We start from the raw sequence: 25,977 nt of genomic DNA on the forward strand, positions 1-25,977 counted from the left end.
TTTCCGGAGGACTCGCCATGCGCCACTTACTGCTCGTTCCCTCGCTGCTGCTCCTGCTCCCTGCCGGTGCCGCCCTGGCCCGCGTCGATGCCGGGGACGTCGCCACCTCGGCGGGGGTCTCCGCCTCGCTTTACTCGACCTTCAAGGATGACAAACGGATCATCCCGGCCCGCGACGAGCTGTCGGCCTTCGTCGCCAGCGGCGGTGCCATACGCGGGGCCTATCTGGAAGCGGCGCTGGCCCAGGTGCGCCAGGCTAATCCGGGGCTGCAGGCCAGTGACGAAGAGCTGGCCCAGGCGCTGCTGTCGCAGGATGACAGGTTGGCGGATCACTGATGGACGAGGGCGACCTGGCGCCGCTTGCGCGGCGCCAGTCAGCCCGGGCGGTTGGTCACACCGAACGGGATATGCACCGACGGCACCACCGTGCTGGTGCTCTTCAGGTGCCCGGACTGGTCATCGAAGAAGATGTGCGGCTTGAGCACCTGCAATACCCTGCGCTTCTCGATACCGCCCAGGAAAAACGCGTCGTTGGCCATAACCCCCCAGCTTTTCAGGGTATTGAGCGCCCGCTCGTGTGAAGGTGCGTTGCGCGCCGTGACGATCGACACCCGCAGGCGGTTCTCGTAAGTGGGATTGGCCAGCTTGTGCTGCTCCTCGGCCGCCTGGATGCGGGCAATGCGCACGAAGAACTCCTTGAGCGGGCCGGGGTTGTGCGGCTGGGTGACATTGATCACTTCATGGGCGTGGAAGCTGCCCAGGCCGCCCGACTGCATCACCGCTTCCGACTCATCGCCGGCCAGCACGCCATCGAAGTCGAAGGCGATGCGCAGGTTGTCGTCGCTTTCATCGTCGTCGAACTTCGAATCCAGCACCTGCCCCGCCGGGTAGCCGGCCTTGATCGCGGCGTCCACGTGCTGCTTGTCGGCGGACAGGAACAGCGCGATGTTCAACGCCGGAATGTACTCATACGGCGAGCGGCCTTGGGTGAAGATCGCCCGGGTCATGTTCAGGCCGTAGTGACCGATGGTCTTCATCACTCGCATGCCGGTGTCCGGGTCGTTCTGCGACAGCAACACCACCTCCACCAGCGGATCCTCCGGATCACCGCGCAGGTCATTGAGCGCCAGCAGGCGCTTGATGAAGGGATAGGCAATGCCCTTGCCCAGCGGCACGTCCAGGTGCTGCTCCTGGTACTTGCGGTATTGCGCCTCGCCGTCGCGGCGGAACACGGCGTCCGACTCGCTCAGGTCGAACACGGCGCTGGAAGCGACACCGATGACCAGGCGATCATCCAGTTCGAAGGCCATGGGGCATTCCTTGTGTGGGTAAATGTTGTGCGCGATGCCGTTCAGCTTTCGCTGCGACCTTGCAGGCGCGAAGTCCAGTCCTCGACCTGGCGTTGCTCCAGGCGCTTTTCCAGGGTGCGACGCCAGTTCGGCACCAGCGGCAGTTCCAGGCATTCACGCAACAGGCCGGGCTCCAGCTGTTTGTCGAACAGCACCGCCGAAAGCCGCGCCACCGACCACTGGCCATAGGGCCGCTCGACCAGTTGCAGGGCATCGCCCACCTGTACCTCGCCCTCCTCCAGCACCCGGTAGTACCAGCCGGTGCGTCCGCTCTGCTGCACCCGCAGCGCCATCTGCGCCACGTCGAAACGGTCGTTGAGCTTCCAGCACGGCATGCGCCCCTGGGAGATCTCCAGCAACGCCGTGCCGACGCGGATACGGTCGCCCAGACACACATCGGTCTCGCGCCAGCCGCTGCTGCTGAAGTTTTCGCCGAAGGCACCGGGCCGGGTCAGCAAGGGGTGTTCGCCGAGTTCAGCGACCCAGTCGGGGTAGTGATCGCGGGGGTAATGATGGATGGCCTTGTCGACGCCGCCGTGCACGCGCAGATCGCCCTGTTCGTCGCCGGCGATACCGAGCAAGGTCACCCGCAAGGGGCCTTGGCGGGGTTGCTTGTCGATGGCGCTGAGGGAACCTGGGCGGGTGAATGGCCGGGCGCTGCCGGTGAGCAGGCTGTCCAGGCGCGGGCTGGGCGAGGTCATGCGGCGGTCTCGTGAGAAGGACCGGGAGAGCTTACACCAGAGCCCGCGAGAGGCCCAACCGACCGATTGCCGGAGCTGCTCAGAGCATAGTCCGCCAAGGTCGGCGCCACAGGGCTTCAGCCCAACGGCAGACCCACCTCGGCCACCAGGAAGTCGATGAGCACGCGGACCTTCAGTGGCATGTGCCGGGCCTGGGGATAGACCAGCATGAACGGCCGCGACGTGCCGCCATATCCGGCCAGCACCTCCACCAGCTCGCCGCTGTCCAGGGCGTCCTGCACGGTGAACCGGTAGGCCTGCATCAGGCCGCCGCCGTGACGCACCAGGGTGGTGGTGGCGAGAAAGTCGCCCAGGCAGGTGAAGGCGCCCTGGGTTTCCAGCTCGACCCACTGCCCCTGGCGACGAAAACTCCAGGGGGGACGCCGGCCATTGCTGGGCAGTTCGAACTGGATGCACTGGTGCCCGGCCAAGTCCTCAAGGGTCTGTGGCACACCGGCCTGGGCCAGGTAGCCCGGGGTGGCGACCACCACCAGCTCGGCATCCTCCAGGCGCCGGGCCACCAGCCGCGAGTCGGCCGGTGCGCGGCCGCGAATCGCCAGGTCGAAATGTTCTTCGGCGAAATCGACGTTGCGGTTGCTCACGTGCACATCCACCTGCACCCGCGGATAGCGTTGGCGAAAGCGCGGCAACAGTGGCAACAGGCGGTGATGAGCATAAGGCGTCGGCGCGCTGATGCGCAGGCAGCCTGCCGGCTCGAGCTGGCCACCGGTGACCTGGCGCTCGGCCTCGACCAGTTGGCCCAGCGCCTGGCGGCAATGCTGGTAGTAGGCCTGGCCGGCCTCGCTCAAGCGCATCTGCCGGGTTGTACGCACGAACAGGCGCACGCCCAGGCGTTCCTCCAGGCGCGCCACCGAACGGCTCACCGCCGCGGGGGTGACACTGGCGAGGGTCGCGGCTTCGGTAAAGCTGCCGGCATCGGCGGCAAGGCAGAACAGCTCCAGGCTGCCCAGTTGCAGATCATCGAAGTGGCGGGTCATGGGCGGCTCGATTGATTACATGATGTATCGATTGAAATACCACAGGCCTCATTTTTCAAGTCAGCGTTACAGCCTAGAGTGGCTGCACACCCGAGCACTGGCTCGACCCACCGGAGATTTTCCCCATGAGCACCGCAAGAACCGTCATCATCACCGGCGCCTCCAGCGGCCTGGGCTTCGCCCTGGCCCAGGCCTTCCTCGAGCGTGGCGACAACGTGGTCGGCAACGCCCGCACCCAGGTTCGCCTGGACCAGGCCGCCGCCCGCCTGGGCAACCCGCGTGGCTTTATCGGCGTGGCCGGCGACATCGCCGAGAAAGCCACCGCCGAGCGGTTGTTCGCCGCCGCCCAGGAAGCTTTTGGCCGGGTCGATATCATGGTCAACAACGCCGGCATCTTCATCCCGAAACCTGTGACCGACTACACCGAGGCCGATGTCGACGCGCTGGTGGGCACCAACCTCAAGGGCTTCTTCTACCCCGCCCAGGCCGCCGCCCGGGTGATGAAGGCCCAAGGGCACGGGCATATCGTCGCGATCACCGCTTCGGTGGCGCTGCAACCGGACACCCGCGTGCCGGCACTGTTGCCGGTGCTGGTCAAGGGCGGGCTGAACCAGGCGGTCAAGGGCCTGGCGCTTGAACTGGCTGCCAGCGGCGTACAGGTCAACGCCGTGGCCCCGGGGATCATCGACACCCCGCTGCATAGCGGCAACACCGAAGGCCTCGGCGCACTGTCGCCGAGCGGACGCACCGGCCAGCCCGAGGACGTGGTGAACGCCGTGCTGTACCTGACCGACGCGCGCTTCGTCAGCGGCGCCGTGCTGCCCGTCGACGGTGGCAGCACCGCCGGCACCTGGCACTGAAACGGGAGCCACGCACATGCCTTATGTCCATATCCGCGTCACCGAAGAAGGCGTCACGGCCGAACACAAACGCCAGCTGATCGAAGGCACCACGCGTTTGCTCGAACAGGTGCTGAACAAGCCACCGGCGAGCACTTTCGTGGTCATCGAGGAGGTGCCCACCGACAACTGGGGGATCGCGGGTGAGACGGTGACGGCGCTGCGCCAGCGCGAAGGTCGCTGACGCTTCACCGTCGAAGGGGCGCCTGCGCGCCCCGGGTTTCAGCCTCGGCCCACCGATCGTGCTACTCGGTCCACCGCGATACGCGTCTTCTCCACCAGTTCGTCCAGCTCGCCACGGCTGGCCACCAGGGCCGGCGCCATGATCATCCGCCCCAGGGTCGAGCGGATGATCACGCCTTCCTCGAAACCAAAGGTGCGGCACTGCCAGGCCAGGTCGTTCTCGTTGGCGAAGCGCTTGCGCGAGGCCTTGTCCTCGGCGAACTGCAAGGCTGCCACCAGGCCGGTGCCCTGTACTTCACCGATCAACGGGTGATCGGCAAACACTTCGCGCAGGATGCGCTGCAGGTACGGGCCGGTGTCGTCCTTGACCCGACGCACGATACCCTCGTCGCGCAAGGCCTTGAGGTTGGCGATGGCTACCGCCGCCGCCACCGGGTGGCCGGAATAGGTCAGGCCGTGGGCGAACACCCCGCCCCGCTCCACCAAGGCCTCGGCGATACGCTTGCTCAGCACCAGGCCGCCCATGGGCACGTAGCCGCTGGTCAGACCCTTGGCGATGGACAGGGTGTCCGGCTCGAAGCCGAAGTGCTGGTGGGCGAACCATTCGCCGGTGCGGCCGAAACCACCGATCACCTCGTCGGCGCACAGCAGCACGTCGTACTGGCGGCAGATGCGCTGAATCTCGGGCCAGTAGCTCTCGGGCGGGAAGATCATGCCGCCCGCGCCCTGGAACGGCTCGGCGATGAAGCCTGCGACATTCTCGGCGCCCAGTTCGAGGATCTTTTCCTCCAGTTGCAGGGCGCAACGGCGGCCGAATTCCGCCGGGGTCAGATCTCCACCCGCGGCGAACCAGTACGGTTCGTCGATATGCGCCACATCCGGGATCAACCCGCCCATCTCGTGCATGAACTTCATGCCACCCAACGCCGTGGCCGCCAGGGTCGAGCCGTGGTAGCCGTTCCAGCGGCCGATCATGATCTTCTTGCGCGGCTGGCCGACCACCTGCCAGTAACGGCGCACGGTGCGGATCAGCACCTCGTTGGCCTCGGAGCCGGAGTTGGTGTAGATAGCGTGGCTGTAGTGGCCGGGCAGCAGGCTGAACAGCAGCTCGGACAGCTCGATCACCGCCGGGTGGGTGGTGTGGAAGAACATGTTGTAGTACGGCAGCTGGTCCATCTGTGCGGCCGCAGCGGCGGTCAGGTCCTTGCGGCCATAGCCGAGCTGGGTGCACCACAGGCCGGACATGCCGTCCAGGTAGCGGCGGCCGTCGTTGTCCCACAGGTACAGGCCCTCGCCGCGGGTGATGACCCGCGGTCCCTCGGCGTTGAGCGCCTTCTGGTCGAGGAAGGCATGGATGTGGTGGGCGGCGTCGCCAGCCTGGTAGTCGCGGGTATCGCGTTTGCCGGTCGCCGGGGTGATGGGTGCGTTCATTGTTGTTCTCCTCGGGTGAATATCAGCGCAGCTGGATCCAGGTGGTCTTGAGCTGGGTGTACTTGTCGAACGAATGCAGCGAGAGGTCGCGGCCGAAACCGGACTGGCGCCCGCCCCCGAAGGGCACGGTCACATCCAGGGCGTCGACGGTGTTGACCGACACCGTGCCGGCCCTGAGCCGTCGGGCAACGCGGTGGGCACGGTTGAGATCGTCGCTCCACACCGACGCGGCCAGCCCATAAACGCTGTCGTTGGCCAGGGCGATGGCCTCTTCCTCGTCGTCGAAGGTGCTGACCGCCAGCACCGGGCCGAAGATTTCGTCGCGGGCCAAGGCCATGTCCTGGCGCACGTCGGTGAAGATCGTCGGCGTGATGAAGTTGCGCGAGCCGTTCACGCTCAGGCGCTCACCGCCGCAGCGTAGTCGTGCGCCCTGCTCCCGGGCCTGGCCGATGGCGGCTTCGATACGCGCGGTCTGCGTGGCATCGACGATGGCCCCGGCACGGCTGACCGGATCCAGCGGGTCGCCCGGCAGCCATTCACGGGCCTGGCGCAGCAGACGCTCGACGAACTCGTCGTGGATCGAGCGCTGCACGTACAGCCGCGAATTGGCCGAGCACACCTCGCCCTGGTTGAAGAAGATGCCGAACGCGGCCTTTTGCGCCGCCAGGTCGAGGTCGCGGCAATCGTCGAACACCAGGTTCGGGCTCTTGCCGCCGCATTCGAGCCACACCTGCTTGAGGTTCGACTGCGCCGAATACTGCATGAAGTACTTGCCCACCTGGGTGGAGCCGGTGAACACCAGGCAATCCACGTCCGGGTGCAGGCCCAGGGCACGGCCAGCGGTTTCGCCCAGGCCCGGTACCACGTTGAGCACGCCCTCCGGCAACCCGGCCTCCAGGGCCAGCTCGGCCAGGCGCAGGGCCGAGAATGGCGACTGCTCGGCGGGCTTGAGCACCACGCTGTTGCCTGCGGCCAGCGCCGGGGCGACCTTCCAGGCGGCCATGTCCAGCGGGAAGTTCCACGGCACCACCGCGCCGACCACGCCCAACGCCTCGCGGCTGATCATCGCCACGGCGCTGGCGGCGGTCGGGGCGACCTGGTCATAGAGCTTGTCCAGCGCTTCGCCATACCAGGCGAACACCTGGGCCGCGCCGGGCACATCGATGGTGTAGGCATCCATCACCGGCTTGCCCATGTTCAGCGAATCGAGCAGCGCCAGTTCCTCGCGGTGGGCCAACATCAGCTCGGCCAGGCGCAGCAGTACGCGCTTGCGCTCGGCCGGCGCCATGCGTGCCCAGGGTCCATGCTCGAAGGCACGGCGGGCGGCGCGCACCGCCTGGTCGATCTCGCTGTCGGCGCAGGCGGCGACCTGGGCCAGGCATTGCTCGGTCGCCGGGTTGATGGCGGCGAAGGTGGCGCCGTCGCGGGCCACCACCGCGCGTCCGTCGATCAACGCGGTGGTGATGAAGCTTTGCCGCGCGGCGCGCTGCAGCCAATCGCTTTTCGTATGCACGCAGGTCTCCCCTCCGGCCACACCCGGGCCGGTGATTGTCGTTGTCTGGATGAGGTGAAGCGGTGTGTCAGCGCCGTCGCAGGTAGCTTTCCAGCGGGTCCTTGCTCAAGCCTTCCTGGGCCTGGGCCAGCGAGGCGATGAACAGCGAGAACAGCTCGGCCTGGGTGGCGATATCGAGCTTGGCGTAGAGGTTCTTGCGGTGGGTCTTGACCGTGTCTTCGCTGATGCCCAGGCGCTCGGCCAGCGAACGCGTGGAATGGCCGCGCAGCAGGTACTGGGCAACATGGCACTCACGCTCGGTGAGCAAGGACGAGCCGAAGTTGTTCAGCGCGGCGTTGATCTGCCGCCCCAGCGCGCTTTCGAAACGCCCGCCCAGGGCCTCTGCATCCAGCTGCCCCCAGTGCCGGCGCACCACCGCCACCACCCAGGCGGCGACGCACTTGAGCTCGGCCACCTGGCGACTGCCCAGGCGCCGGGTGCTACCCAGGGCCACCGCGATGGTCAGCTGGGCGTCCAGCGGCACCAGGTAGTTGAGTTCGTCCTCCAGGTGCGCGTGCTGGTAGAACGAGGTGTAGTACTCGCTGCGCTTGAAGTGGTCGGGGGCGACATCGCTCAGGCGATAGCAACCGGCGGGCACGCCGTCCATGCAGGCGCGGTAGAACGGGCACAGCAGGTAGTAGCCTTCGAGGTACTTCTGCACGTTGCCCTCGGGCAGCCAGGGCCCCTCGTCGTCCTTGGCGAACAGCGCCGACGGCAGGCCCTTGCGCGGATACAGGAACACGGTGATGGCCTGGCACGCTGCCAGCTGGTTAAGCGCGGCGAACAGTGCCTCGACGAAGCCTGGGGTGCCGATGGCGTCGACCACGCGGGCCATCTGCGCATACCAGTCGGGCGAATTCAGCTGGGCATTGCTCATTATTGTCTTCCCCGCCAGGGTGAGTGCTGGCCGGGATTGTTTCATGGGGGGGGCGGGGCGGCTATCACCCTTCGGGGTGAGTCAGTGCAACGTGGACCGTGCGGAGGTGGGAGTGGGCGCGAAACTGTTTCATCGATGAAACGGCACCTATCGTTTTTCTCTTCCTCCTCTTTTAACAAAGACAACTAGACTGTCAATCTGCCATCACTCGAATTGATCATGCAAGGAGCCATCATGAACAACGTCAGGATCTCGGCCGTCCTAGCTGCACTGTCATTATCAGCTTGCGCCGTCGCACCGAGCGTAAAGTACTCGACAATCACTTCGAACGCCGATGTTACTGGAAAAGAGGCCAGCTTCTTCTACTTGCGCTCATCACGTGTGGATATTGACGCCACGAAGGACTCAAAAGGAACTCTCACGGGATTTACTCTGCAAACGCAAGCGGTCGAATCTTTGAGCAAGCGTCTGGCGGTAACTCGTGATGATCCATTCTACGCCCGCACCACCCTTAATATCACCAAGTTGCCCAATACCGACCTCTGGAACGAAGTGGGCAGCGAAGTCGCCGATTATAGAATCAAGATCATCAATACAGTGGCGGCGATTGCCATAAAAGTCGTTGCATTTGGTGCACCCTCAGGCTCCGTCAAGGATCTGGACCCTGCCCAGCTGCCACAGAGCATCAAACTCGACAACGTCGTACGGGACGCCCCAAAAGGTGAAAAGATGATTTCACTGGGCAATGGTGTCCAGCCCAAACACACGCCTATAAAAATGTAGGCGCAATCATGCTGGGCGAATCTCTTCACTGTACGGGGACGGTGCTTGGCAAGCGAACCATACTGACGGCCGCACACTGTATCAGCGGTTATGAGGAACAGTTGACCGACATGACGTTCAAGCTCGGCTCGAATCTGCACGACCCAGCGTTCGCGCGGGTAAAGGTCATCGACTTCGACTTGCCAAGAGATAGTGCTACGGGCTACTCATTCAACCCCATCACGCTGGAAGACGACATCGCTTTGCTTTACACCCAGGAAGACCTATCGGTCACGCCGGTAATACTGCATAGCGGAAATCCCAACTGGGAACAGCTTGTCGACCAACGTGTTTCCCTGACTTTTGTAGGATTCGGCTTTGACGTGGTGGACAACGACAAAGTTGGCGAAGGCATCAAACGCGCAGCGTCGTGGTGGGTGAACGACATTGAAAATCGCCGCGTAGCGTTCAGCGTGAAAGGAAAGAACACCTGCAAGGGAGACTCCGGAGGCCCAGCGTTCCTGATTGAAAACAGCAGTATCGTACAAGTGGCAATAACTTCTGGCGGGGACGACGCCTGTGAAAGAGGCTACGAAACGCGTGTCGATGCGTTCCAAGGATGGTTGGCAAGCCGGGTGCGCTGAGTGCCTTCTGACCTTTCCTGTGGCAATCCGTTATTGTGCATGCTCACCGCAGACAACAGCGCCCGCTATGAGCCCTCACGACAAAAATGCAGGGCAGCCCTGCAGATTTGCCAATTGTGCAAGGTAAATTTGCATGACAGGATCGACCGATCCGCTCGCGCACTCCAGGACTTCACTTGGAAAATCAATAACAAAGCAGGGAGACCGCGATGACCGCGCACGCTCAACCCTCGGCAACGGATCAGGTACTGGCCGAGGTCCGCAACCACATTGGCCACCTCACCCTCAACCGCCCCGCCGGCCTCAACGCCCTGACCCTGGACATGGTGCGCAGCCTGCAGCACCACCTCGACCAATGGGCGCAGGATCCACAGGTGCAGGCCGTGATGCTGCGTGGCGAGGGGCCCAAGGGTTTCTGCGCCGGCGGCGACATCCGCTCGCTGCACGACAGCTTCAAGGCCGGCGAAAAGCTGCACGAGGACTTCTTCGTCGAGGAATATGCCCTGGACCTGTGCCTGCACCGCTACCGCAAGCCGGTGCTGGTATTGATGGACGGCTTCACCCTCGGCGGCGGCATGGGCCTGGCCCAGGGCTGCGACCTGCGCATCGTCACCGAGCGCAGCCGCCTGGGAATGCCCGAGGTGGGTATCGGCTACTTCCCGGACGTCGGCGGCAGCTACTTCCTGTCCCGCGTGCCCGGCGAGCTGGGCATCTACCTGGGCGTCAGCGGTACCCAGGTCAAGGCCGCCGACGCCCTGTACTGCGGCCTCGCCGACTGGTACCTGGACAGCACCAGGCTGGCCGCGCTGGATGAAGGCCTGGACCGCCTGGTGTTCGGCGAGCACCCGCTCAAGGACCTGCAGGGCCTGCTGGCCAAGCTCGGCACCCAGGTGCTCGAGGACGCCCCGCTGGCGCGCCTGCGCCCGGTGATCGACCACTTCTTCGCCCTGCCCGACCTGCCCAGCATCATCGAACAGCTGCGCGCCGTGACCATCGGCGACAGCCACCCGTGGGCGCTGGAGACTGCCGCCCTGCTGGAAACCCGCTCGCCGCTGGCCATGGCCGTGACCCTGGAGCTGCTGCGCCGTGGCCGCCACCTGAGCCTGGAAGACTGTTTCGCCATGGAACTGCACATCGACCGCCAGTGGTTCGCCCACGGCGACATCATCGAGGGCGTGCGCGCCCTGATCATCGACAAGGACAAGCAGCCGCGCTGGAACCCGCCGACCCTGGGCGAACTCACCGCGCAGCGCGTCGACCAATTCTTCGAAGGCCTGTGAGCCCGGGAGTACACAGATGCAAGACCTGGAACTGAGCGAAGAACAGATCATGATCCGCGACATGGCGCGCGACTTCGCCCGCGGCGAGATCGCCCCCCATGCCCAGGCCTGGGAGAAGGCCGCCTGGATCGATGACGACGTGGTACGCAAGATGGGCGAGCTGGGCCTGCTCGGCATGGTGGTGCCGGAGGACTTCGGCGGCAGCTATACCGACTACGTCGCCTATGCCCTGGCGGTCGAGGAGATCGCCGCCGGCGACGGCGCCATCGGGGCGCTGATGAGCATCCACAACTCGGTGGGCTGTGGCCCCTTGCTGGCCTACGGCACGCCTGAACAACAGCAAGCCTGGCTGCCGCCACTTGCCAGCGGCGAGGTGATCGGCTGCTTCTGCCTGACCGAGCCCCAGGCCGGCTCCGAGGCCCACAACCTGCGCACCCGCGCCGAACTGGTCGATGGCCAGTGGGTGATCAATGGTGCCAAGCAGTTCGTCAGCAATGCCCGCCGCGCCAAGCTGGCCATCGTCTTCGCCGTCACCGACCCGGAGCTGGGCAAGAAAGGCCTCTCGGCGTTCCTGGTGCCCACCGACAACCCTGGGTTCAAGGTCGATCGCAGCGAACACAAGATGGGCATCCGCGCCTCCGACACCTGCGCGGTGACCCTGGACAACTGCCGCATCCCGGCCGCCAACCTGCTCGGCGAGCGCGGCAAGGGCCTGGCCATTGCCCTGTCCAACCTCGAAGGCGGGCGCATCGGTATCGCCGCCCAGGCCCTGGGCATCGCCCGCGCGGCCTTCGAGGCGGCACTGACCTACTCCCGCGAGCGCATCCAGTTCGGCAAGCCGATCAACGAGCACCAGAGCATCGCCAACCTGCTGGCCGACATGCAGGTGCAGATCAACGCCAGCCGCCTGCTGATCCTGCACGCCGCGCGTCTGCGCAGCGCGGGCAAGCCTTGCCTGTCGGAGGCCTCCCAGGCCAAGCTGTTTGCCTCCGAGATGGCCGAGCGGGTCTGCTCGATGGCGATCCAGGTGCATGGCGGCTACGGCTACCTGGAAGACTATCCGGTGGAGAAGTACTATCGGGATGCACGGATCACCCAGATCTACGAGGGCTCCAGCGAGATCCAGCGGATGCTGATCGCCCGTGAGCTGAAGCATTATCCGATCTGACGTACCCATCGCGGGTCAAGCCCGCTCCCAAGGTGGAGCAGCCTTGACCCGCGATGAATTGTTCAACCAATGAGATTTATTCGTCTCATATGATACAGTAATGGATCTTTCGTCTCTTTTCGCCTGCCCGACAGCCGAACCCCGACTGAGGTCCTTATGCGCAGATCCCTCCAAGAAGAACGCCTGCTCAAGGCGCTGGCCCATGCCATTGTCGTCCATCCCCGCGCCACCCTGAAAGAGCTGGCGGAAACCGCCGGGGTCAGCAAGGCCACCCTGCACCGCTTCTGCGGTACCCGCGAAAATCTGGTGAACCTGCTCGAGGACCACGGCGAGCACGTGCTCAACCAGGTCATCCAGGAAGCCGACCTGGAACGCACCGAACCCTTGGTCGGCATTCGCCACCTGATCGCCGAGCACCTCAAGCACCGCGAAATGCTGGTGTTCCTGATGTTCCAGTACCGCCCCGACACCTTGCTCAACAACGCCGAGGATCTGCGCTGGCAGGCCTACACCCAGGCCATGGACGCGTTCTTCCTGCGCGCCCAGCAACTGGGCGTGCTGCGCATCGACATCAGCGCGGCGGTGTTCACCGAAATGTTCATGACCATGATCTACGGCATGGTCGATGCCGAACGCCGTGGCCGCGCGGCCAGCGCCAACACCGCGCAGACCGTGGAACAGTTGTTTCTCAACGGCGCGCGGGCCCAGGCCTGAAGCTGAGGGCGGCTACCGCCCTTGCCCGCCCGCCAGCGCCTCGATGCTGATCTCGCGCATCCTGAACTTCTGCACCTTGCCGGTCACCGTCATCGGGAATTCATCGACGAAGCGGAAATGGCGCGGCACCTTGAAATGCGCGATGCGCGCCCGCGCCCATTCACGCAGTTCTTCCTCGCCCAGGGTCTGCCCCGGATGCAGGCGAATCCAGGCGACGATCTCCTCGCCATAGCGGCTGCAGGGGATGCCGATCACCTGCACGTCGGCCACCGCCGGGTGGGTGAAGAAGAACTCCTCCAACTCCCGCGGATAGATGTTCTCGCCACCGCGGATGATCATGTCCTTGCTGCGCCCGACGATGCGCACGTAGCCCTGTTCGTCCATCACCGCCAGGTCGCCGGTGTGCATCCAGCCCTCGGCGTCGATGCTCTCGGCGGTGGCCTTGGGGTTGTCCCAGTAGCCGAGCATCACGCTGTAGCCGCGGGTGCACAGCTCGCCGATCTCGCCGCGTGCCAGGGTAGTGCCTGCGCTATCGATCACCTTGCTCTGCAGCCACGGCTGGGTGCGGCCGACGCTGGTCACCCGGCGCTCCAGGTCGTCGGCGGCGCCGGTCTGCAACGACACCGGGCTGGTCTCGGTCATGCCGTAGGCGATCTGCACCTCGCCCATGTGCATCTCGTCGATTACCCGGCGCATCACCTCGATCGGGCAGGTGGCGCCAGCCATGATCCCGGTGCGCAGGCTGGACAGGTCGAACTCATGGCGACGCGGGTGATCGAGCTCGGCGATGAACATGGTCGGCACGCCGTACAGGGCGGTGGCGCGTTCTTCGGCCACGGCCTGCAGGGTGAGCAGCGGATCGAAGGCGTCATTGGGGTAGATCAGGGTGCTGCCGTGGGTCATGCAGCCGAGGTTGGCCATGACCATGCCAAAGCAGTGGTACAGCGGCACCGGCACCACCAGCCGGTCGTGCTCGGTCAATCCGAGGCTTTCGCCGACCATGTAGCCGTTGTTGAGGATGTTGTGGTGGCTGAGGGTCGCGCCCTTGGGAAACCCGGTAGTGCCGGAGGTGTACTGGATGTTGATCGGCGCGTGCCGGTGCAGGCTGGCCTGGCGTGTGGCCAGTTGCCCGAGGGCGGTTTCACCGGCACGGGCCTGCAACGCCGACCAGGCCAGGAAGCCACCAGGTGGCGTGGCCGCCAGGCTGATGACCCCGCGCAACGCGGGCAGGCGCGCGCTTTGCAGCTCGCCCGCTCGGCAGGCGCGAAGTTCGGGCACCAGGTCCAGCAGCATGGCGTGATAGTCGGAGGTCTTGAAGGCGTCGGCGCAGATCCCCCACTGGCAGGCCGACTGGCCCAGGGCGTATTCCAGTTCGCTGGTGCGGTAGGCCGGGTTGATGTTGACCAGGATCGCGCCGATCTTGGCGCTGGCGAACTGGGTGATGCACCATTCGGCGCAGTTGGGTGCCCAGATCCCTAAGCGGTCGCCGACCTGCACGCCCAGGGCCATCAGCGCGCGGGCGTGCTGGTTGACCGCATCGGCCAGTTGCCGCCAGGTGTAGCGCAACTGCTGGTGGCGGACGATCAGGGCCTCGCGGTCGGGGAAGCGGGCGACGGTGGCGTCGAAGGCGTCACCGATGCACTGGGTGAGCAATGGAGTGACATTAGAGCCTTGGGTGTGGCTGGGCTGTGGCATGGGCTGTCTCTTGTCTTTGTTTTGCCTGACGTGGCCCTATCGCGGGGCAAGCCCGCTCCCACCGGTCCAGTGTGGTCGGCGTGGGGCGGGCTTGCCCCGCGATGGCGTTAGCGAACGAACACCTGCGGCGTGGTGGTCGACATGTCGCCACCGGGCAGTTTGATGTTCCCCACCTTCTCCAGCGTATTGGGGTCGAACACCGCCAGGTCGTTGAACGTCCCGCCCAGGTAAAGCTTGTCGCCGGCCTTGTCGAAGGTCACGCAGTAGTAGGTATGGTCCAGGTTGGCGGCCTTGACCAGCTTCTTCTGCGCGATGTCGTAGCGGGCCAGGCGATTGAGCACGCCGTACATCTGGTTCGGGTCCTTCGGCGAGCGCAGGCCGGTGAAGTACAGCTCGGTCAGCTCGGCGAACTCCTGGGTATGGGCCTTGCCGGTCTTCAGGTCGATGCTCAGGTAGCCGTAAAGCGGCTCGGCGCTGGCCGGGTCCTGCTTGGCGTCCTTGAACCTGGCGATGGTGTAGAGCATCGAGAACTCGTGCAACGAGCTCTGGTGCGGCCAGAAATACAGCACGTCCGGCGCGCTGTAGCCCGGGCGGTTCCAGCTGCGCAGCGGCAGTGCGACGGTGTATTTGCCGGTGTTGACGTCCAGCTTGTAGATGTCTGGCCCAGCCACATAGAGACTGCCGTCGTCGGCGGTGCGCATCAGGTACACCTGGCGCGGCATCGGGAAGGTGCGCACGGGCTTGGCATCCAGGCCGTCGCCGGTGCGGAACACCTCCAGGCGCGGCGGCTTGACCACATAGTGGTCGTTCAGGCGCTGGCTGGGGTTGACCGTGGCGTACACCTCCTTGCCGTCGGGGCTGATGGCGAAGGAGTACATGGCCTTGCCGACCTCGCCCGGCACGCTGGACAGGTTGGCGTGGAAGGTGGTCTTGCAGCTGTCCAGGTCGATGCCATAGATATCGGCGAAATGATTGTTGAGCACGTAGGCGGTGCGGTTGTCCGGCGCCATCATCGCCGTGCCGGGGCCGAACGAATCGGGCATGCGGCAGGTCTTGTACAGCGTGTCGCTGGCCACCTCGACCACGTGCAGGTTGTTCGGGTAGTTGGTGGCGATCAGGTATTCATGGCCGGCCTTCAGGGCCTTGCTTGCGTCGTCGGCCTGGGCCGCCCAGGCGCAGGCCATGGCGGCGACGGTGAGCGCGAGTTGCGCGCAGAATCCAGGTTTCATGCGGTTTCCCCTTGTCGTTCTATTTGTCTTTCGGGAATACGGTGCCGAGGTTGCGCCAGTCTTCGGCGGAGTTGGTCGCCTGGGCGTTCCAGTCCTGGTAGGTGCTCATCATGTCCGGCACCTGGGCTGGCCACCAGCAAGGGTCGGAGCAACCGTACAGGTCGGCCTCCATCGGCTGGCACAGCGAGCTGACGCCACCGAAGGCGTCCACTTCCCAGCCCGGGTCGGTGGTGGCGGTGCAGCCGGCCACGGCGCTCATCGCCAGCACGTCCTCGACGCGGTCTTCGGCGGCCGCCTGCTCGAGGATGCGCGCCTTGTTGTTCAGCGGTTTGAGGTGCTTCATGTCAGTGCGCCTTCCGGGGTGTGATGTAGCGATCGATGAAAGCCGGGTTGGCGGCCATGATGCGGCTGTAGACCTCGATGCCGAAGTCGACCCAGTCGCGCATCAGCTCGCAATAGTGGTAGGTCGGATGCTGCGGGTCGCCGTAGCGGGCGTAGCTTTCGTGGTAGCAACCGCCGGAACACAGGTTGCGGATGCGGCAGCTGTCGCAGCCGGTGCCGCTGCGGTCCAGGCGCTGCGAGAGAAAATCGTTGAGCTGCGCCTGCTTCACGCCCTGGTGCACATTGCCGAAGGTCGGCAGGCTGGAGCCGGTGAAGCGGTGGCACAGGTTCAGCTCGCCCTCGTGGTCCACCGCCAGCATCTTCAGCCCGGCACCGCATGGCAGGGCCTTCTTGTGGCCTTCGTGAATGTCGGTGATCAGCTGGTGCAGGTTGGAGAAGCCGATGTTGCGGTGCGCCAGCGCCGCCTCCAGGTAACGCCGGCCCAGGGCCTTCATGTTGGCGAACACCTGCACCAGCTCGTCGCCGGTGAGGTTGAAGTCGGCCATGTCACCGGAGGTCACCGGGGCGAACCCCACCTCGGCGAAGCCCATCTCGTTGAACAGGTGGTTCCAGATGGTCTCGACATCGGTGATGCCACGGGTCAGCGTCACCCGCGCCCCCACCGGCCGGCTGCGGTAACGCGACAGCAGCATGTCGGCCTTGCGCCGCACCACGTCGTACGTGCCCTGCCCGCCCACAGTGATGCGGTTGCGGTCGTGCACGGTCTTGGGCCCGTCGATGCTGATCGACAGGCCGAAACGATGCGCATCGAGCCAGTCGACAATCTCTTCGGTGAGCAGCGTGGCATTGGTGGTCATGATGAACTCGACCTGCTTGCCCGCCTCGGCGAAGCGTCGCTCGCAGTACGCCACCATGTGCTCGATCAACGCCCGGTTGGACAGCGGCTCGCCACCGAAGAACACCACGCTGTAGCGCTCCTCGTTCGGCGACTCCTTGAGCAGCATCTCCACCGAGGCTTCTGCGGTGGTGCTGTTCATCTTCTTGCCCGCGGAGGGCTTGTCGAGGTCCTCTTTGTAGCAGTAGGTGCAGCTGAGGTTGCAGCCGGTGTTGACGTTGAGCACCACGGTGTTCAGCGCGGTGCGCTCGACCTGTTTCAGGGCGATTTCCGGGGTCAGCGGCGAGCCGTCGCTGACCACTTCCAGGGCGATCAGCTCGCGCAGGGTTTCCTCGATGTCCTGCCCGTCGAACTGTTGGCCGAGCTGCAGCAGCAGTTCCTCGGCGGAACAGCCCTGGCGGCGCAGGGTGTCGATGATGCCGCCGGTCACCGCGTCGGTGGCGAACAGCGAACTGCTGGGGATATGGAACAGCATGCGGTCGGCATCGACCTGCACTTCGTGCAGGTTGCGTTCGACCAGGTTCAGTAGTGCGCCCATGGCGACCTCCCGATAAGCAATTGGTCAGGTTGATGCCTATGGCAGCGGCGGATTGTTCCAGCGCTGCACGGTGACGATCATGTGGCCCTCGCCCTGCTGGCCACCGTCGGCGAGGGTGGCGATCACCTTCAGGTTGCCGGCGTTGTTGGTCATCATCTTGCGCTCGGGGTTGGGCCCTGCCCCGCCCGGCACGAACACGCCGTCGGCCTGCATCTGCCCGGCGAACCTGACGTCCTCGTCCTCGACCGCCCGTTCGTTGAACGGCTCGACTTTCCAGGTGGCTGGCAGGTAGCCGATGCGCAGCGGCTGACCACTGGCGTCCTTGCCCCAGGCTTCAGCCTCGAAGCGCCCTTGCACCTTCGGCACCGAGGCGCCGTTCTCGCCGATGCGGGCAATGGAGAACGCCGGCACCACCTTGACCTCATCGACCTTGTCGTACACCGCCAGTTGCACGCCCTTGAGCGCGCCCACCGCCACCTCGCGCTGGCCGGCGGCGGCATCCTTGGCGGCGCGGGCCTTGACCCGGATCAGCGTCGGCGTCGCCTCCAGCACTTCGGTCACCTGCACGCCCGCGCCCAGGTCGGGCTTGCCGGACAGGTCGCTGCCCACCAGGGTGATCTCGCTGTCGCTGCCAACCTTGATGAACGCCGGCTGGACCGCCAGCAGGCGCCCCTGCCCGGCCTTCGCCGCACTGAAGTCCAGGCCGCGCTCGTCGTGCTCGGCCTCGAACATGCGGCCCTTCATCTGCCCGTCGATGGCGGCGAACACCTGGCGCAGGTTGGCCTCGCCCACCTTGACGTTGCCGCGCCATTCATAGCCGTTGTAGAGGATCGCCGAACCGCTGCCGTTGAACGGCGTGCCGTCGGCGTAGGCGCCCTTGACCTCGACCTTGAAGGTATCGCCCTGCTCGGCGCTGACCGTCATCACCCCACGCACGTCACCCTTGGCCAGCATATGGCCACTGAACGCCCACTGTCCGGCCAGGACCTTGGACTCGGGCCGTGCCTTGAGCCACGCAGCCCAGGCCGGGTTGTCGAGGGGGAAGCGCTTGGCCAGGTCGGGCACCATCTGCTTGAGGGCGATGTCCAGCCAGTCGCGGTCGCGGGCCTGGGCCTGGTATTCGAGGGACGGCCATTGGCCGAGGTGGAAGTTGACCAGGTGCTCCCACTCCTTGGCCGGGCGCCGTTGCAGGGCGACCCGGGCGCCGGAGTGGCAGCGGCCGCACATCTGGCTGAGCGGGTCGTCGAAGTGTTCGACAGTATTGAGCCGGCGTTCCATGGCGTAGCGCACACCGTCGGTCTCGCTGGGCGCCAGGCCCTGCTTGTCGGCCAGGTACTTGACCAGGGTGCGGCGGTCGTCGTCGCTGATCTGCAAGCCATGCATCACCTGCATGCGGGCGATGCTCATCAGCCAGCCCTCGGGGGTCTTGCGCTGGTGGCTGATGCGGCTGTAGCTGTCGTTGCCTTCGGGGATATGGCACCCCATGCACTTGTTCTGCAACAGGCTCGGGCCCTGCTCGGCCGCCATGGCCTGGGCGGACAGCAGTGCGGTGGCGACCAGCGCCAGTGTGCCCGCCTGCCGCCGGAGTCGAGTCGTCTTCAAGGTCAGACCTCCACGGTATCGTTCTTATCGTTATTCGCACGCTGCGGTGTGCATCTGACAGTAGCGATACAGGAAGTGTGCCAATTGCGGCAAATATGTTTCGCATCAACGATTTGAGCGCAGAGCAGGGGCGAACCCCAGCAGCGCAGGCTGTGACCGAACGTGCCATTTCGCGACGGGGTGTTTCACCTTGAGACACGGGGCCTGCTGCGCAGGCCGGCGATTGGCCCACACAGCGGTCCGTTTCATCTCCGTCTCACTCAGTCTCAATGTGCAACAGCTCAAGCCTCCCTGACTGCATGCCATGTAACGCGAAAACCACATGTATCAAGGGCTGTGAACGCGCTGGCCGGCTTGGCACGCCCATTGCCCTGCCCTGGTCACAACCATGACAAGAGGCACCGCCCCATGCATTCCGAACTGCCGATCCTGCCCGCCACCCGTGCCTTCCTCGCACGCCAGTTGAAGATGCGCATTGGCGCGGACTGGCAGGACGCTGCCAGCGGCCGCACCATGACCTTGCGCAACCCGGCCAGTGGCGAGGCCCTCGCCGAGGTGCCCGCGGCCGAGGCACAGGATGTGGACCGCGCCGTGCAGGCCGCCCGCCAGGCGTTCGAACACTCGGCCTGGAGCCGGATGCGTCCGCGCGAGCGGCAGAACCTGCTGTGGCGCCTGGCCGACCTGATGCAGCGCGATGCCCAGGAGCTGGCCGAGCTGGAATGCCTGAACAACGGCAAGAGTGCCGCCGTAGCCCAAGTGATGGACGTGCAACTGGCCATCGACTTCCTGCGTTACATGGCCGGTTGGGCGACCAAGCTCGAAGGCAGCACAGTCGAGCCGTCGCTGCCGCTGATGCCCAATGACGACTTCCACGCGTTCGTGCGCCGCGAGGCGGTGGGCGTGGTCGGCGCCATTGTCGCCTGGAATTTCCCGCTGCTGCTGGCCTGCTGGAAGCTCGGCCCGGCCCTGGCCACCGGCTGCACGGTGGTGCTCAAGCCTGCCGATGAAACCCCGCTGACCGCGCTCAAGCTCGCCGAACTGGTAAGCGAGGCCGGCTACCCGGACGGCGTGTTCAACGTGATCACCGGCACCGGGCTGAACGCCGGTGCCGCACTGAGCCGCCACCCGGGCGTGGACAAGCTGACCTTCACCGGCTCCACCGAAGTCGGCAAGCTGATCGGCAAGGCGGCCATGGACAACATGACCCGCGTCACCCTCGAACTGGGCGGCAAGTCGCCGACCATCGTCCTGCCCGACGCCAACCTGCAGGAGGCCGCCGCCGGCGCCGCCACGGCGATCTTCTTCAACCAGGGCCAGGTGTGCTGCGCCGGCTCCCGGCTGTATGTGCACCGCAAGCACTTCGACAACGTGGTGGCCGATATCGCCGGCATCGCCAATGCCATGAAACTGGGCAACGGCCTGGACCCTAGCGTACAGATGGGCCCGTTGATCTCGGCCAGGCAGCAGGAGCGGGTCACCGGCTACATCGACCTGGGCCGCGAGCTGGGCGCGACCATCGCCTGCGGCGGCGAAGGCTTTGGGCCTGGCTACTTCGTCAAGCCGACGGTGATCGTCGATGTCGACCAGCGCCACCGCCTGGTACAGGAGGAAATCTTCGGCCCGGTGCTGGTGGCCATGCCATTCGACGACCTCGACGAAGTGGTAGGCCTGGCCAACGACAACCCCTACGGGCTGGGCGCGAGCATCTGGTCCAACGACCTGGCCGCGGTGCACCGGATGATCCCGCGGATCAAGTCCGGGTCGGTGTGGGTGAACTGTCACAGCGCGCTGGACCCGGCGCTGCCGTTCGGCGGCTACAAGCTCTCCGGCGTCGGCCGCGAGATGGGGGCGGCGGCGATCGAGCACTACACCGAACTGAAGTCGGTGCTGATCAAGCTCTGATTTAACCTGTGCTGGCCTCATCGCCTGGCCGGCGATGTGGCCCGGCCAGGCAATGAAAAAACCAGAAAACAACAAAAACATGGAGCACACCATGACGCACAAGCTCGCCTGCACGTTGGCCCTGCTGCTGGCCTCTCCCCTCACCCAGGCCCACGAACTCTACAACCACGCCGGCACCACCCTGGACGCCAACCTCGAAGCGCTGTTCGGCGTATTCCACAGCGACGAAAGCTTCGACCAATTCGGCAACCGCCAGGCCGGCAGCAGCAACTGGCGCGAGGGCTACGTCAAGTACGGCCTGAGCGCCAGCCAGGCGCTGGCCAGCAACGGCACGCTTTACGGCGCCTTCAGCCTGCTCAGTTCGGCCACCTGGGGCGATGGCGACGCCGCGGGTTTCACGCTCGGTGACGAACGTCGCACCAGCGTCGAGGACGCTTACCTTGGATGGCGCTCGGGCACCCTGTTTCCGGCGCTTGGCGAAGACGGCATCGATCTCTCCGGCGGGCGCCAGGTCATCACCCTCGGCGACGGTTTCCTGATCCAGGGCGACCCGGTCAATGCCGGCAACGTCGACCTGGGCGCCGATTTCGACCGAGGCGGCGCCTACTACCTGGCGGCGCGCAAGGCGTTCGACCGCACCGCCGTGTTACGTCTGGGCGGCAAGCAGGGCTGGCGTGGCGACCTGATGTGGCTCAAGTCCGACAACCCGTTCCAGGCCGACACCTCCATGGCGGTGGCCAACCTCGAGCATGTCGCCAACGCGGGCACCGTGGGCCTGAGCTGGATCCGTGGCCTGGATGTCGACCGCCGCTACGCCGAGATCCTTGGCCTGGAACACCGCGACGGCATGGACACGGTGAGCCTGCGCGGGCGTGGCAACCTGGGAGTGAAAGACCTCGAACTGGCCGCCGAGTATGTCACCCAGGACCGCACCGACGGGCGCGAGAACGCCTGGTACCTGGAGGGCAACTGGACCTTCTCCGGACTGCCCTGGTCGCCCACCGCCACCTACCGCTACAGCCGTTTCTCGGAGCACTTCGACCCGCTGTTCTATGGCCTGAGCCGGGGCTATGGCACCTGGTTCCAGGGCGAGGTGGCGGCCAACTACGCCGGGCCATTCAACAGCAATACCCAAGTGCACCATGTGGCGCTCAAGGCCACGCCACGGGAGGGGCTGACCGTGGGCGCGCTGTACTTCGACTTCGACCCGCTCAGCACCGACCAGGGCAACCTGGGTGGGCGCGAGGTGGACCTGTATGTGGAGTGGATGGTCAACGAGCATTGGCTGATCAGCCCGCTGGTGGGGTTCTACACCCCGCAGCGCAGCGCGCAGGATGGCGGCGTGCAGTTGGGTGGCCGGGATAGCGGGGCCTACCTGCAACTGGTGGTGGGGACATTCTTCTAAGCCAGCGGCCCTATCGCGGGGCAAGCCCGCTCCCACGCAGGGTTTGCTGGCTGATGCAGCAGCGGTGGGAGCGGGCTTGCCCCGCGATGAGTCCTCAGCAAAAACCCTGTTCGCGCAACCAACGCGCAATCATCGGCTGGTGCGTCTGTGTCACCAGGCGCTCCAGGCCGATGCCAGCCTGCACCCCGCGTACCACCGGCGCCAGCTCGATACCTTGCAGGTGCCACACCCCCAGCGGCTGATCAGCCGTCACCACCACTTCGGCCTCCTCCACCCAACCCTCGCGCAGCACCGGGCGGCGCTCCACCCGCACCGCCTGCCAGTCCGCCGCCGCGTGCAGCGGTTGCGCATCCGGCCAGCCTCGGCGGCGAGCCCAGAACGGCTGCGTGCCACGTTGCGCTTCCTGGGCGTAGAAGTCGCGCCCGATCCGGGCGAAACGCAGGAACAACTGTTCGATCCGAGTTTGATGGAAACGCTGTGCCAGGTCCGCCTGCCCGGGCCGTTGCAGCAGGGTATTGATCACCACGGGCGCCTGCAGCGCCGAGGACAAGGACTGGAAGATGCCATTGCCCGACAGCGGATCAACCGCCATCGCCGCATCGCCAACCCGGAGCCAATCACGGCCCGCGCAGTTGCCGACAAGAATCGCTGTGCTGCTGCGTGCATGCACCTGGGCAGGTGCGAAGGCCTGCTCGCCGAACAGTTGCGCCACCAGCGTCGAACCACGGCGGCGCCCGGCACAGTATTCGGGCAACGCCGTCTTGCCCGGCAGCCGCGCCGCCGTCACGTCCAGCGTCACCTGCCAGTAGCAGCGGCCATCGGCCAGCCGCGCCATCCAGGCCCAGCCGTCGTCCAGGCTCTCTACTGCCGAGGCCGGCGTGCCGGGCTCGGCCTGCCAGAGGTTGAGCAGGCTGACCGTCTCCGGCCCGCGCAGGCGACCTTCGCTCAACGGGGCCTGACGACCACGGGCCTCGACCAGGAAATCGCCGTGCAAGGTACGCCCGTCGTCCAGAGACACCCGATGCCCCACCCCTTGCACCACCTCGTGCACACGCCCTTCGACGAGCTCGACACCGGCACGATTCAAGTCATCACGCAGTGCCTGGTCGAAGCGCTGGCGATCCAGCAGCCACTCCTGATTCGGTTGCAGCCGCTCACCGTTCCAGTGCACCTGCCGCGTGGCCGGCGTGGTCGCCTCGGCCAGGGCAGCGCCCAGGCCCGCATGGCGCAAGCCCTCCAGCACACGTTGCGAAACACCTTCCACCGCGGCGAAACGGCGCCAGTCGGACACCACGGTGACGGGGTAGCCCATCCGCCGCAGCCCCAGGGCAGTAGTCGCCCCCGCAGGTCCGGCACCGAGTACCAGGATGCTCGGTTCAGGCATCGGTCGACTCCTTGCGCTCAGGGCCGACGAACGCCGCGTGCCGCTCCAGCCAGTGCAACAGTGCCTGCCGGGTCATGCCGGGCTCCTCGCGCAGCAGGGCCGCCACCCGCCCAGTGAACGCGGCACAGGCCAGACTGGCCCCGGCCACCCCAGCGGCGCCAACCGCCGCGCCGAAGTCGGCCTGGGGAGTGCCCAGCCACGACCATTGTCCAGCGGCGCAGCGGGCATCGCCAGTGACGCGAATGACCCCGGGATAACTGGCCGGATACACCGGCTCGCCCCGCGCCGGACTGGAGGCGCACAGCAGCACACCGGCGGCCACGGCCTCGGCGCAGGCCAGGCGCAGCACCGGGCGATCCTGGCGCAGGCCCAGGCTCAGGTTGACCACGGTCGCGCCCGCCTCCACCAGCCACAACAAGCCAGCGGCCACCTGCAAGGCGCTGGTGCTGCCCTGCCCGGCGAATACCTGGGCCAGCAGCACCGGCTGGCCGCCGGACTCGGCCCGCAGCCGCGCCAGCACCGCGCTGCCGTGGCCCAGGGCATCCGGCAGCGGCTCGCCCTCGCACAGTACGCCGTCCTCAAGCCAGAAGCGCCGCGCGCCGAGCAGGCTATCCGCCTGCTGCGCCGAGCAGCCACTGTCGATCACGCCAATGCACAGGTCAGCGGCCATGGTCGGCGGGCTCCTTGCTGCGCAATTGCCCGTCACGCAGTTCCAGGTGCAGGTCGGCATCGGCGAGGGTCGAGGCACGATGGCTGATCAGGATCCGCGTACGCCCGGCGAACAGCTGGTCGATGGCGGCAATCACTTCACGCTCGGTGGCTTCGTCCACCGCCGAGGTGGCCTCATCGAGCACCAGGATCGCCGGTTGCTGGAGCAGCGCCCGGGCGATGGCGATACGTTGTTTCTGGCCACCGGACAACTGCTGGCCGCGTTCGCCCAGCAGACCATCGAGCCCCAGCGGCAGGCTCTGCACCAGGCTGTCCAGGCGGGTCAGCCGCACCACCTGCTCGAGCTCCTCACGGCTGGCCTGGGGCGTGCTGTAGGCCAGGTTTTGCGCCAGGGTGCCGCGAAACAGCACAATGTCCTGGCTGACCACGGCGATGCGCCGCCGCAGGGCCTGCAGGTCGAGCTCGCGCAGGTCGACGCCGTCGAGCAGGATGCGCCCGTCATCCGGGTCGTAGAAGCGCTGCAGCAGGTCGATCAGGGTCGACTTGCCGACGCCGGAAGCGCCGCTGATGGCGATCTTGGCGCCGCCGGGCAGACTGGCCTGCACCTGGTCCAGCACCCCACCCTGGCGCCCGTCGTGGGCGAAAGATACCCCGTCCAGTCGCAGCTCCCCGGCCCCTTGTGGCATGGGCCGGGGATCGTCCGCCTCGCGCACCGCGAGCGCCTCCCGCTTGAGCTCCATCACCCGCCCCAGGCTCACGGCCATCCGCTGCACCGCCACGTACAGGCCCAGCAGGCTCTGCACCGGACCGACGGCCATGCCCATGTAGGTGGAAAAGGCGATCAGCGCACCCAGTTGCCAGGTGCCCTGGATCACCCACCAGCCGCCGACCAGGAATGCGCAGGCCCGGCACCAGGACGTCAGCGTGCCGGGCACCGCCTGGGTAAAGAACTCGGTGACCTGCACCCTGAGCAGCTGCCCCATGTAGCCCTGCCCCAACTGATCGAGGCGCTCGGCCTCACGCCGCTGCTGGCCGGCGGCCTGGATGAACTTCATCGCCGGCAGTGTCTCGACCAGGAACGACGACACGTCCGCCGAGCGTTCGCGCAGGCTGCGCACTTCGCGCTCGACCTTGCGTCGCATCCAGCGCAGCCACAGCACTTCGAGCGGGATCAGCAACACCAGCAGCAGCGACAGCTGCCAGGACAGCATCAGCATCAAGGCCACCGCACCGACCAGGCCGATCAGTGCCGATACCGCCGAGAACAACGAGTCCACGGCAAAACGCTGGATCTCGGCGACATCGCCATCGAGCCGCGACAGGATGTCACCGGTGCGCCGGCGCCCGTAGAAGGTCGGCGAAAGTTGTTGCAGGTGTCGGTACAAGTCGTCGCGCAGGGCGAACAGGATGCGCCCGGACAGGCGCGTGTGCAGGTAGCGGTTGACCCCAGCCAGCAGCGTGCCGAGCAGGCCGGCGACGATCATGATCGCCGCCATGTGCCAGAGGGTCTGGTAATCCTTGGCCAGCAGGCCTTCGTCGATCAAGGTCTTGACCAGCCAGGGTTGCGCCAGGGCCAGCAGCGAGGCGCCCAGGGACAGCCCCAGGAGCACGCCGATGGCGCCACGCTGTGGACGCACGAAGCCGTAGAGCCAGGCCAGGGCCTGGCGCATCAACTGCGGGTCGCTGGATTCGATCAATCGGAAAAACAGTCCGCCCATGG

24 protein-coding genes are annotated in these 25,977 nt (G+C 66.0%); 10 read left to right on the forward strand and 14 right to left on the reverse strand.

Annotated elements, in window-relative coordinates; genetic code table 11:
- Window positions 1-17: 17 nt before the first annotated feature.
- Window positions 18-335, forward strand: coding sequence for a DUF2388 domain-containing protein (locus tag KHO27_RS10645; RefSeq protein ID WP_111533246.1), 318 nt, complete (start codon window positions 18-20; stop codon window positions 333-335).
- A 38-nt stretch (window positions 336-373) separates the two neighbouring features.
- Here the strand turns inward: KHO27_RS10645 and KHO27_RS10650 are convergent, their stop codons facing one another.
- The 3 genes from KHO27_RS10650 to KHO27_RS10660 form a co-directional block, all read right to left on the reverse strand.
- A complete protein-coding gene (locus KHO27_RS10650) occupies window positions 374-1,309 on the reverse strand; it encodes a 5'-nucleotidase (protein ID WP_046855369.1) in 936 nt (311 codons plus the stop codon).
- A 41-nt stretch (window positions 1,310-1,350) separates the two neighbouring features.
- Window positions 1,351-2,049 (reverse strand): MOSC domain-containing protein, encoded by a 699-nt coding sequence (locus tag KHO27_RS10655; RefSeq protein ID WP_214501765.1) that lies wholly within the window; start codon window positions 2,047-2,049, stop codon window positions 1,351-1,353.
- 116 nt (window positions 2,050-2,165) lie between these two features.
- A complete protein-coding gene (locus tag KHO27_RS10660) occupies window positions 2,166-3,086 on the reverse strand; it encodes a LysR family transcriptional regulator (protein ID WP_214501766.1) in 921 nt (306 codons plus the stop codon).
- 125 nt (window positions 3,087-3,211) lie between these two features.
- Here KHO27_RS10660 and KHO27_RS10665 point away from each other — a divergent pair, with 125 nt between their 5' ends.
- Window positions 3,212-3,946, forward strand: a complete 735-nt coding sequence (locus KHO27_RS10665) for an SDR family NAD(P)-dependent oxidoreductase (protein WP_214501767.1) — start codon at window positions 3,212-3,214, stop codon at window positions 3,944-3,946.
- A 16-nt stretch (window positions 3,947-3,962) separates the two neighbouring features.
- Window positions 3,963-4,169 (forward strand): tautomerase family protein, encoded by a 207-nt coding sequence (locus KHO27_RS10670; protein ID WP_214501768.1) that lies wholly within the window; start codon window positions 3,963-3,965, stop codon window positions 4,167-4,169.
- Between the two features lie 38 nt (window positions 4,170-4,207).
- Here the strand turns inward: KHO27_RS10670 and KHO27_RS10675 are convergent, their stop codons facing one another.
- From KHO27_RS10675 to KHO27_RS10685, 3 genes are all read right to left on the reverse strand, one after another.
- Window positions 4,208-5,599 (reverse strand): aspartate aminotransferase family protein, encoded by a 1,392-nt coding sequence (locus tag KHO27_RS10675; protein ID WP_214501769.1) that lies wholly within the window; start codon window positions 5,597-5,599, stop codon window positions 4,208-4,210.
- Between the two features lie 22 nt (window positions 5,600-5,621).
- Window positions 5,622-7,112 (reverse strand): aldehyde dehydrogenase, encoded by a 1,491-nt coding sequence (locus KHO27_RS10680; RefSeq protein WP_214501770.1) that lies wholly within the window; start codon window positions 7,110-7,112, stop codon window positions 5,622-5,624.
- Between the two features lie 67 nt (window positions 7,113-7,179).
- Window positions 7,180-8,028, reverse strand: coding sequence for a helix-turn-helix transcriptional regulator (locus KHO27_RS10685; RefSeq protein WP_214501771.1), 849 nt, complete (start codon window positions 8,026-8,028; stop codon window positions 7,180-7,182).
- 234 nt (window positions 8,029-8,262) lie between these two features.
- Between KHO27_RS10685 and KHO27_RS10690 the strand changes: the two genes are divergently transcribed.
- From KHO27_RS10690 to KHO27_RS10710, 5 genes are all read left to right on the forward strand, one after another.
- Window positions 8,263-8,811 carry a hypothetical protein gene (locus KHO27_RS10690; RefSeq protein ID WP_214501772.1) on the forward strand — a complete coding sequence of 183 codons (549 nt, stop codon included), beginning with the start codon at window positions 8,263-8,265 and terminating at the stop codon, window positions 8,809-8,811.
- A gap of 8 nt (window positions 8,812-8,819) precedes the next feature.
- Entirely contained in the window at window positions 8,820-9,434 is a 615-nt protein-coding gene (locus KHO27_RS10695; RefSeq protein WP_214501773.1) for a S1 family peptidase, read from the forward strand.
- A 209-nt stretch (window positions 9,435-9,643) separates the two neighbouring features.
- Window positions 9,644-10,714 (forward strand): enoyl-CoA hydratase/isomerase family protein, encoded by a 1,071-nt coding sequence (locus KHO27_RS10700; protein ID WP_214501774.1) that lies wholly within the window; start codon window positions 9,644-9,646, stop codon window positions 10,712-10,714.
- Window positions 10,715-10,730: 16 nt separating this feature from the next.
- Entirely contained in the window at window positions 10,731-11,882 is a 1,152-nt protein-coding gene (locus KHO27_RS10705; RefSeq protein WP_038706259.1) for an acyl-CoA dehydrogenase family protein, read from the forward strand.
- A gap of 156 nt (window positions 11,883-12,038) precedes the next feature.
- A complete protein-coding gene (locus KHO27_RS10710) occupies window positions 12,039-12,596 on the forward strand; it encodes a TetR/AcrR family transcriptional regulator (protein WP_110703995.1) in 558 nt (185 codons plus the stop codon).
- 12 nt (window positions 12,597-12,608) lie between these two features.
- On the opposite strand, the gene KHO27_RS10715 is transcribed toward KHO27_RS10710, so the two are convergent.
- The 5 genes from KHO27_RS10715 to peaA form a co-directional block, all read right to left on the reverse strand.
- Window positions 12,609-14,291, reverse strand: coding sequence for an AMP-binding protein (locus tag KHO27_RS10715; protein WP_214501775.1), 1,683 nt, complete (start codon window positions 14,289-14,291; stop codon window positions 12,609-12,611).
- A gap of 107 nt (window positions 14,292-14,398) precedes the next feature.
- A complete protein-coding gene (peaD, locus tag KHO27_RS10720) occupies window positions 14,399-15,520 on the reverse strand; it encodes a quinohemoprotein amine dehydrogenase subunit beta (RefSeq protein WP_214501776.1) in 1,122 nt (373 codons plus the stop codon).
- A gap of 19 nt (window positions 15,521-15,539) precedes the next feature.
- Entirely contained in the window at window positions 15,540-15,863 is a 324-nt protein-coding gene (qhpC, locus tag KHO27_RS10725) for a quinohemoprotein amine dehydrogenase subunit gamma (RefSeq protein WP_094012540.1), read from the reverse strand.
- Window position 15,864: 1 nt separating this feature from the next.
- The gene (gene peaB, locus KHO27_RS10730; protein WP_214501777.1) at window positions 15,865-17,295 is read right to left on the reverse strand and encodes a quinohemoprotein amine dehydrogenase maturation protein; all 1,431 of its coding nucleotides are present in this window, start codon (window positions 17,293-17,295) and stop codon (window positions 15,865-15,867) included.
- 36 nt (window positions 17,296-17,331) lie between these two features.
- Entirely contained in the window at window positions 17,332-18,897 is a 1,566-nt protein-coding gene (peaA, locus tag KHO27_RS10735) for a quinohemoprotein amine dehydrogenase subunit alpha (protein WP_214501778.1), read from the reverse strand.
- Between the two features lie 408 nt (window positions 18,898-19,305).
- Here peaA and KHO27_RS10740 point away from each other — a divergent pair, with 408 nt between their 5' ends.
- On the forward strand, window positions 19,306-20,799 hold the full coding sequence (locus tag KHO27_RS10740) for an aldehyde dehydrogenase family protein (protein ID WP_214501779.1): 1,494 nt from the start codon (window positions 19,306-19,308) through the stop codon (window positions 20,797-20,799).
- Window positions 20,800-20,890: 91 nt separating this feature from the next.
- On the forward strand, window positions 20,891-22,204 hold the full coding sequence (locus tag KHO27_RS10745; protein WP_214501780.1) for an alginate export family protein: 1,314 nt from the start codon (window positions 20,891-20,893) through the stop codon (window positions 22,202-22,204).
- A gap of 94 nt (window positions 22,205-22,298) precedes the next feature.
- On the opposite strand, the gene qhpG is transcribed toward KHO27_RS10745, so the two are convergent.
- From qhpG to KHO27_RS10760, 3 genes are read right to left on the reverse strand one after another with little or no spacing between them, the layout of a single operon-like run.
- The gene (gene qhpG, locus KHO27_RS10750) at window positions 22,299-23,588 is read right to left on the reverse strand and encodes a flavin-dependent monooxygenase QhpG (RefSeq protein ID WP_111533233.1); all 1,290 of its coding nucleotides are present in this window, start codon (window positions 23,586-23,588) and stop codon (window positions 22,299-22,301) included.
- The gene (qhpE, locus tag KHO27_RS10755) at window positions 23,581-24,258 is read right to left on the reverse strand and encodes a subtilisin-like serine protease QhpE (protein ID WP_111533232.1); all 678 of its coding nucleotides are present in this window, start codon (window positions 24,256-24,258) and stop codon (window positions 23,581-23,583) included. Before qhpE ends, qhpG begins: the two co-directional genes overlap by 8 nt.
- The gene (locus KHO27_RS10760) at window positions 24,248-25,975 is read right to left on the reverse strand and encodes an ABC transporter ATP-binding protein (RefSeq protein WP_111533231.1); all 1,728 of its coding nucleotides are present in this window, start codon (window positions 25,973-25,975) and stop codon (window positions 24,248-24,250) included. Before KHO27_RS10760 ends, qhpE begins: the two co-directional genes overlap by 11 nt.
- Window positions 25,976-25,977 lie beyond the last annotated feature (2 nt).

Origin of the sequence: Pseudomonas sp. RC3H12 (assembly GCF_018596375.1) — a bacterium.
Taxonomy (GTDB): domain Bacteria; phylum Pseudomonadota; class Gammaproteobacteria; order Pseudomonadales; family Pseudomonadaceae; genus Aquipseudomonas.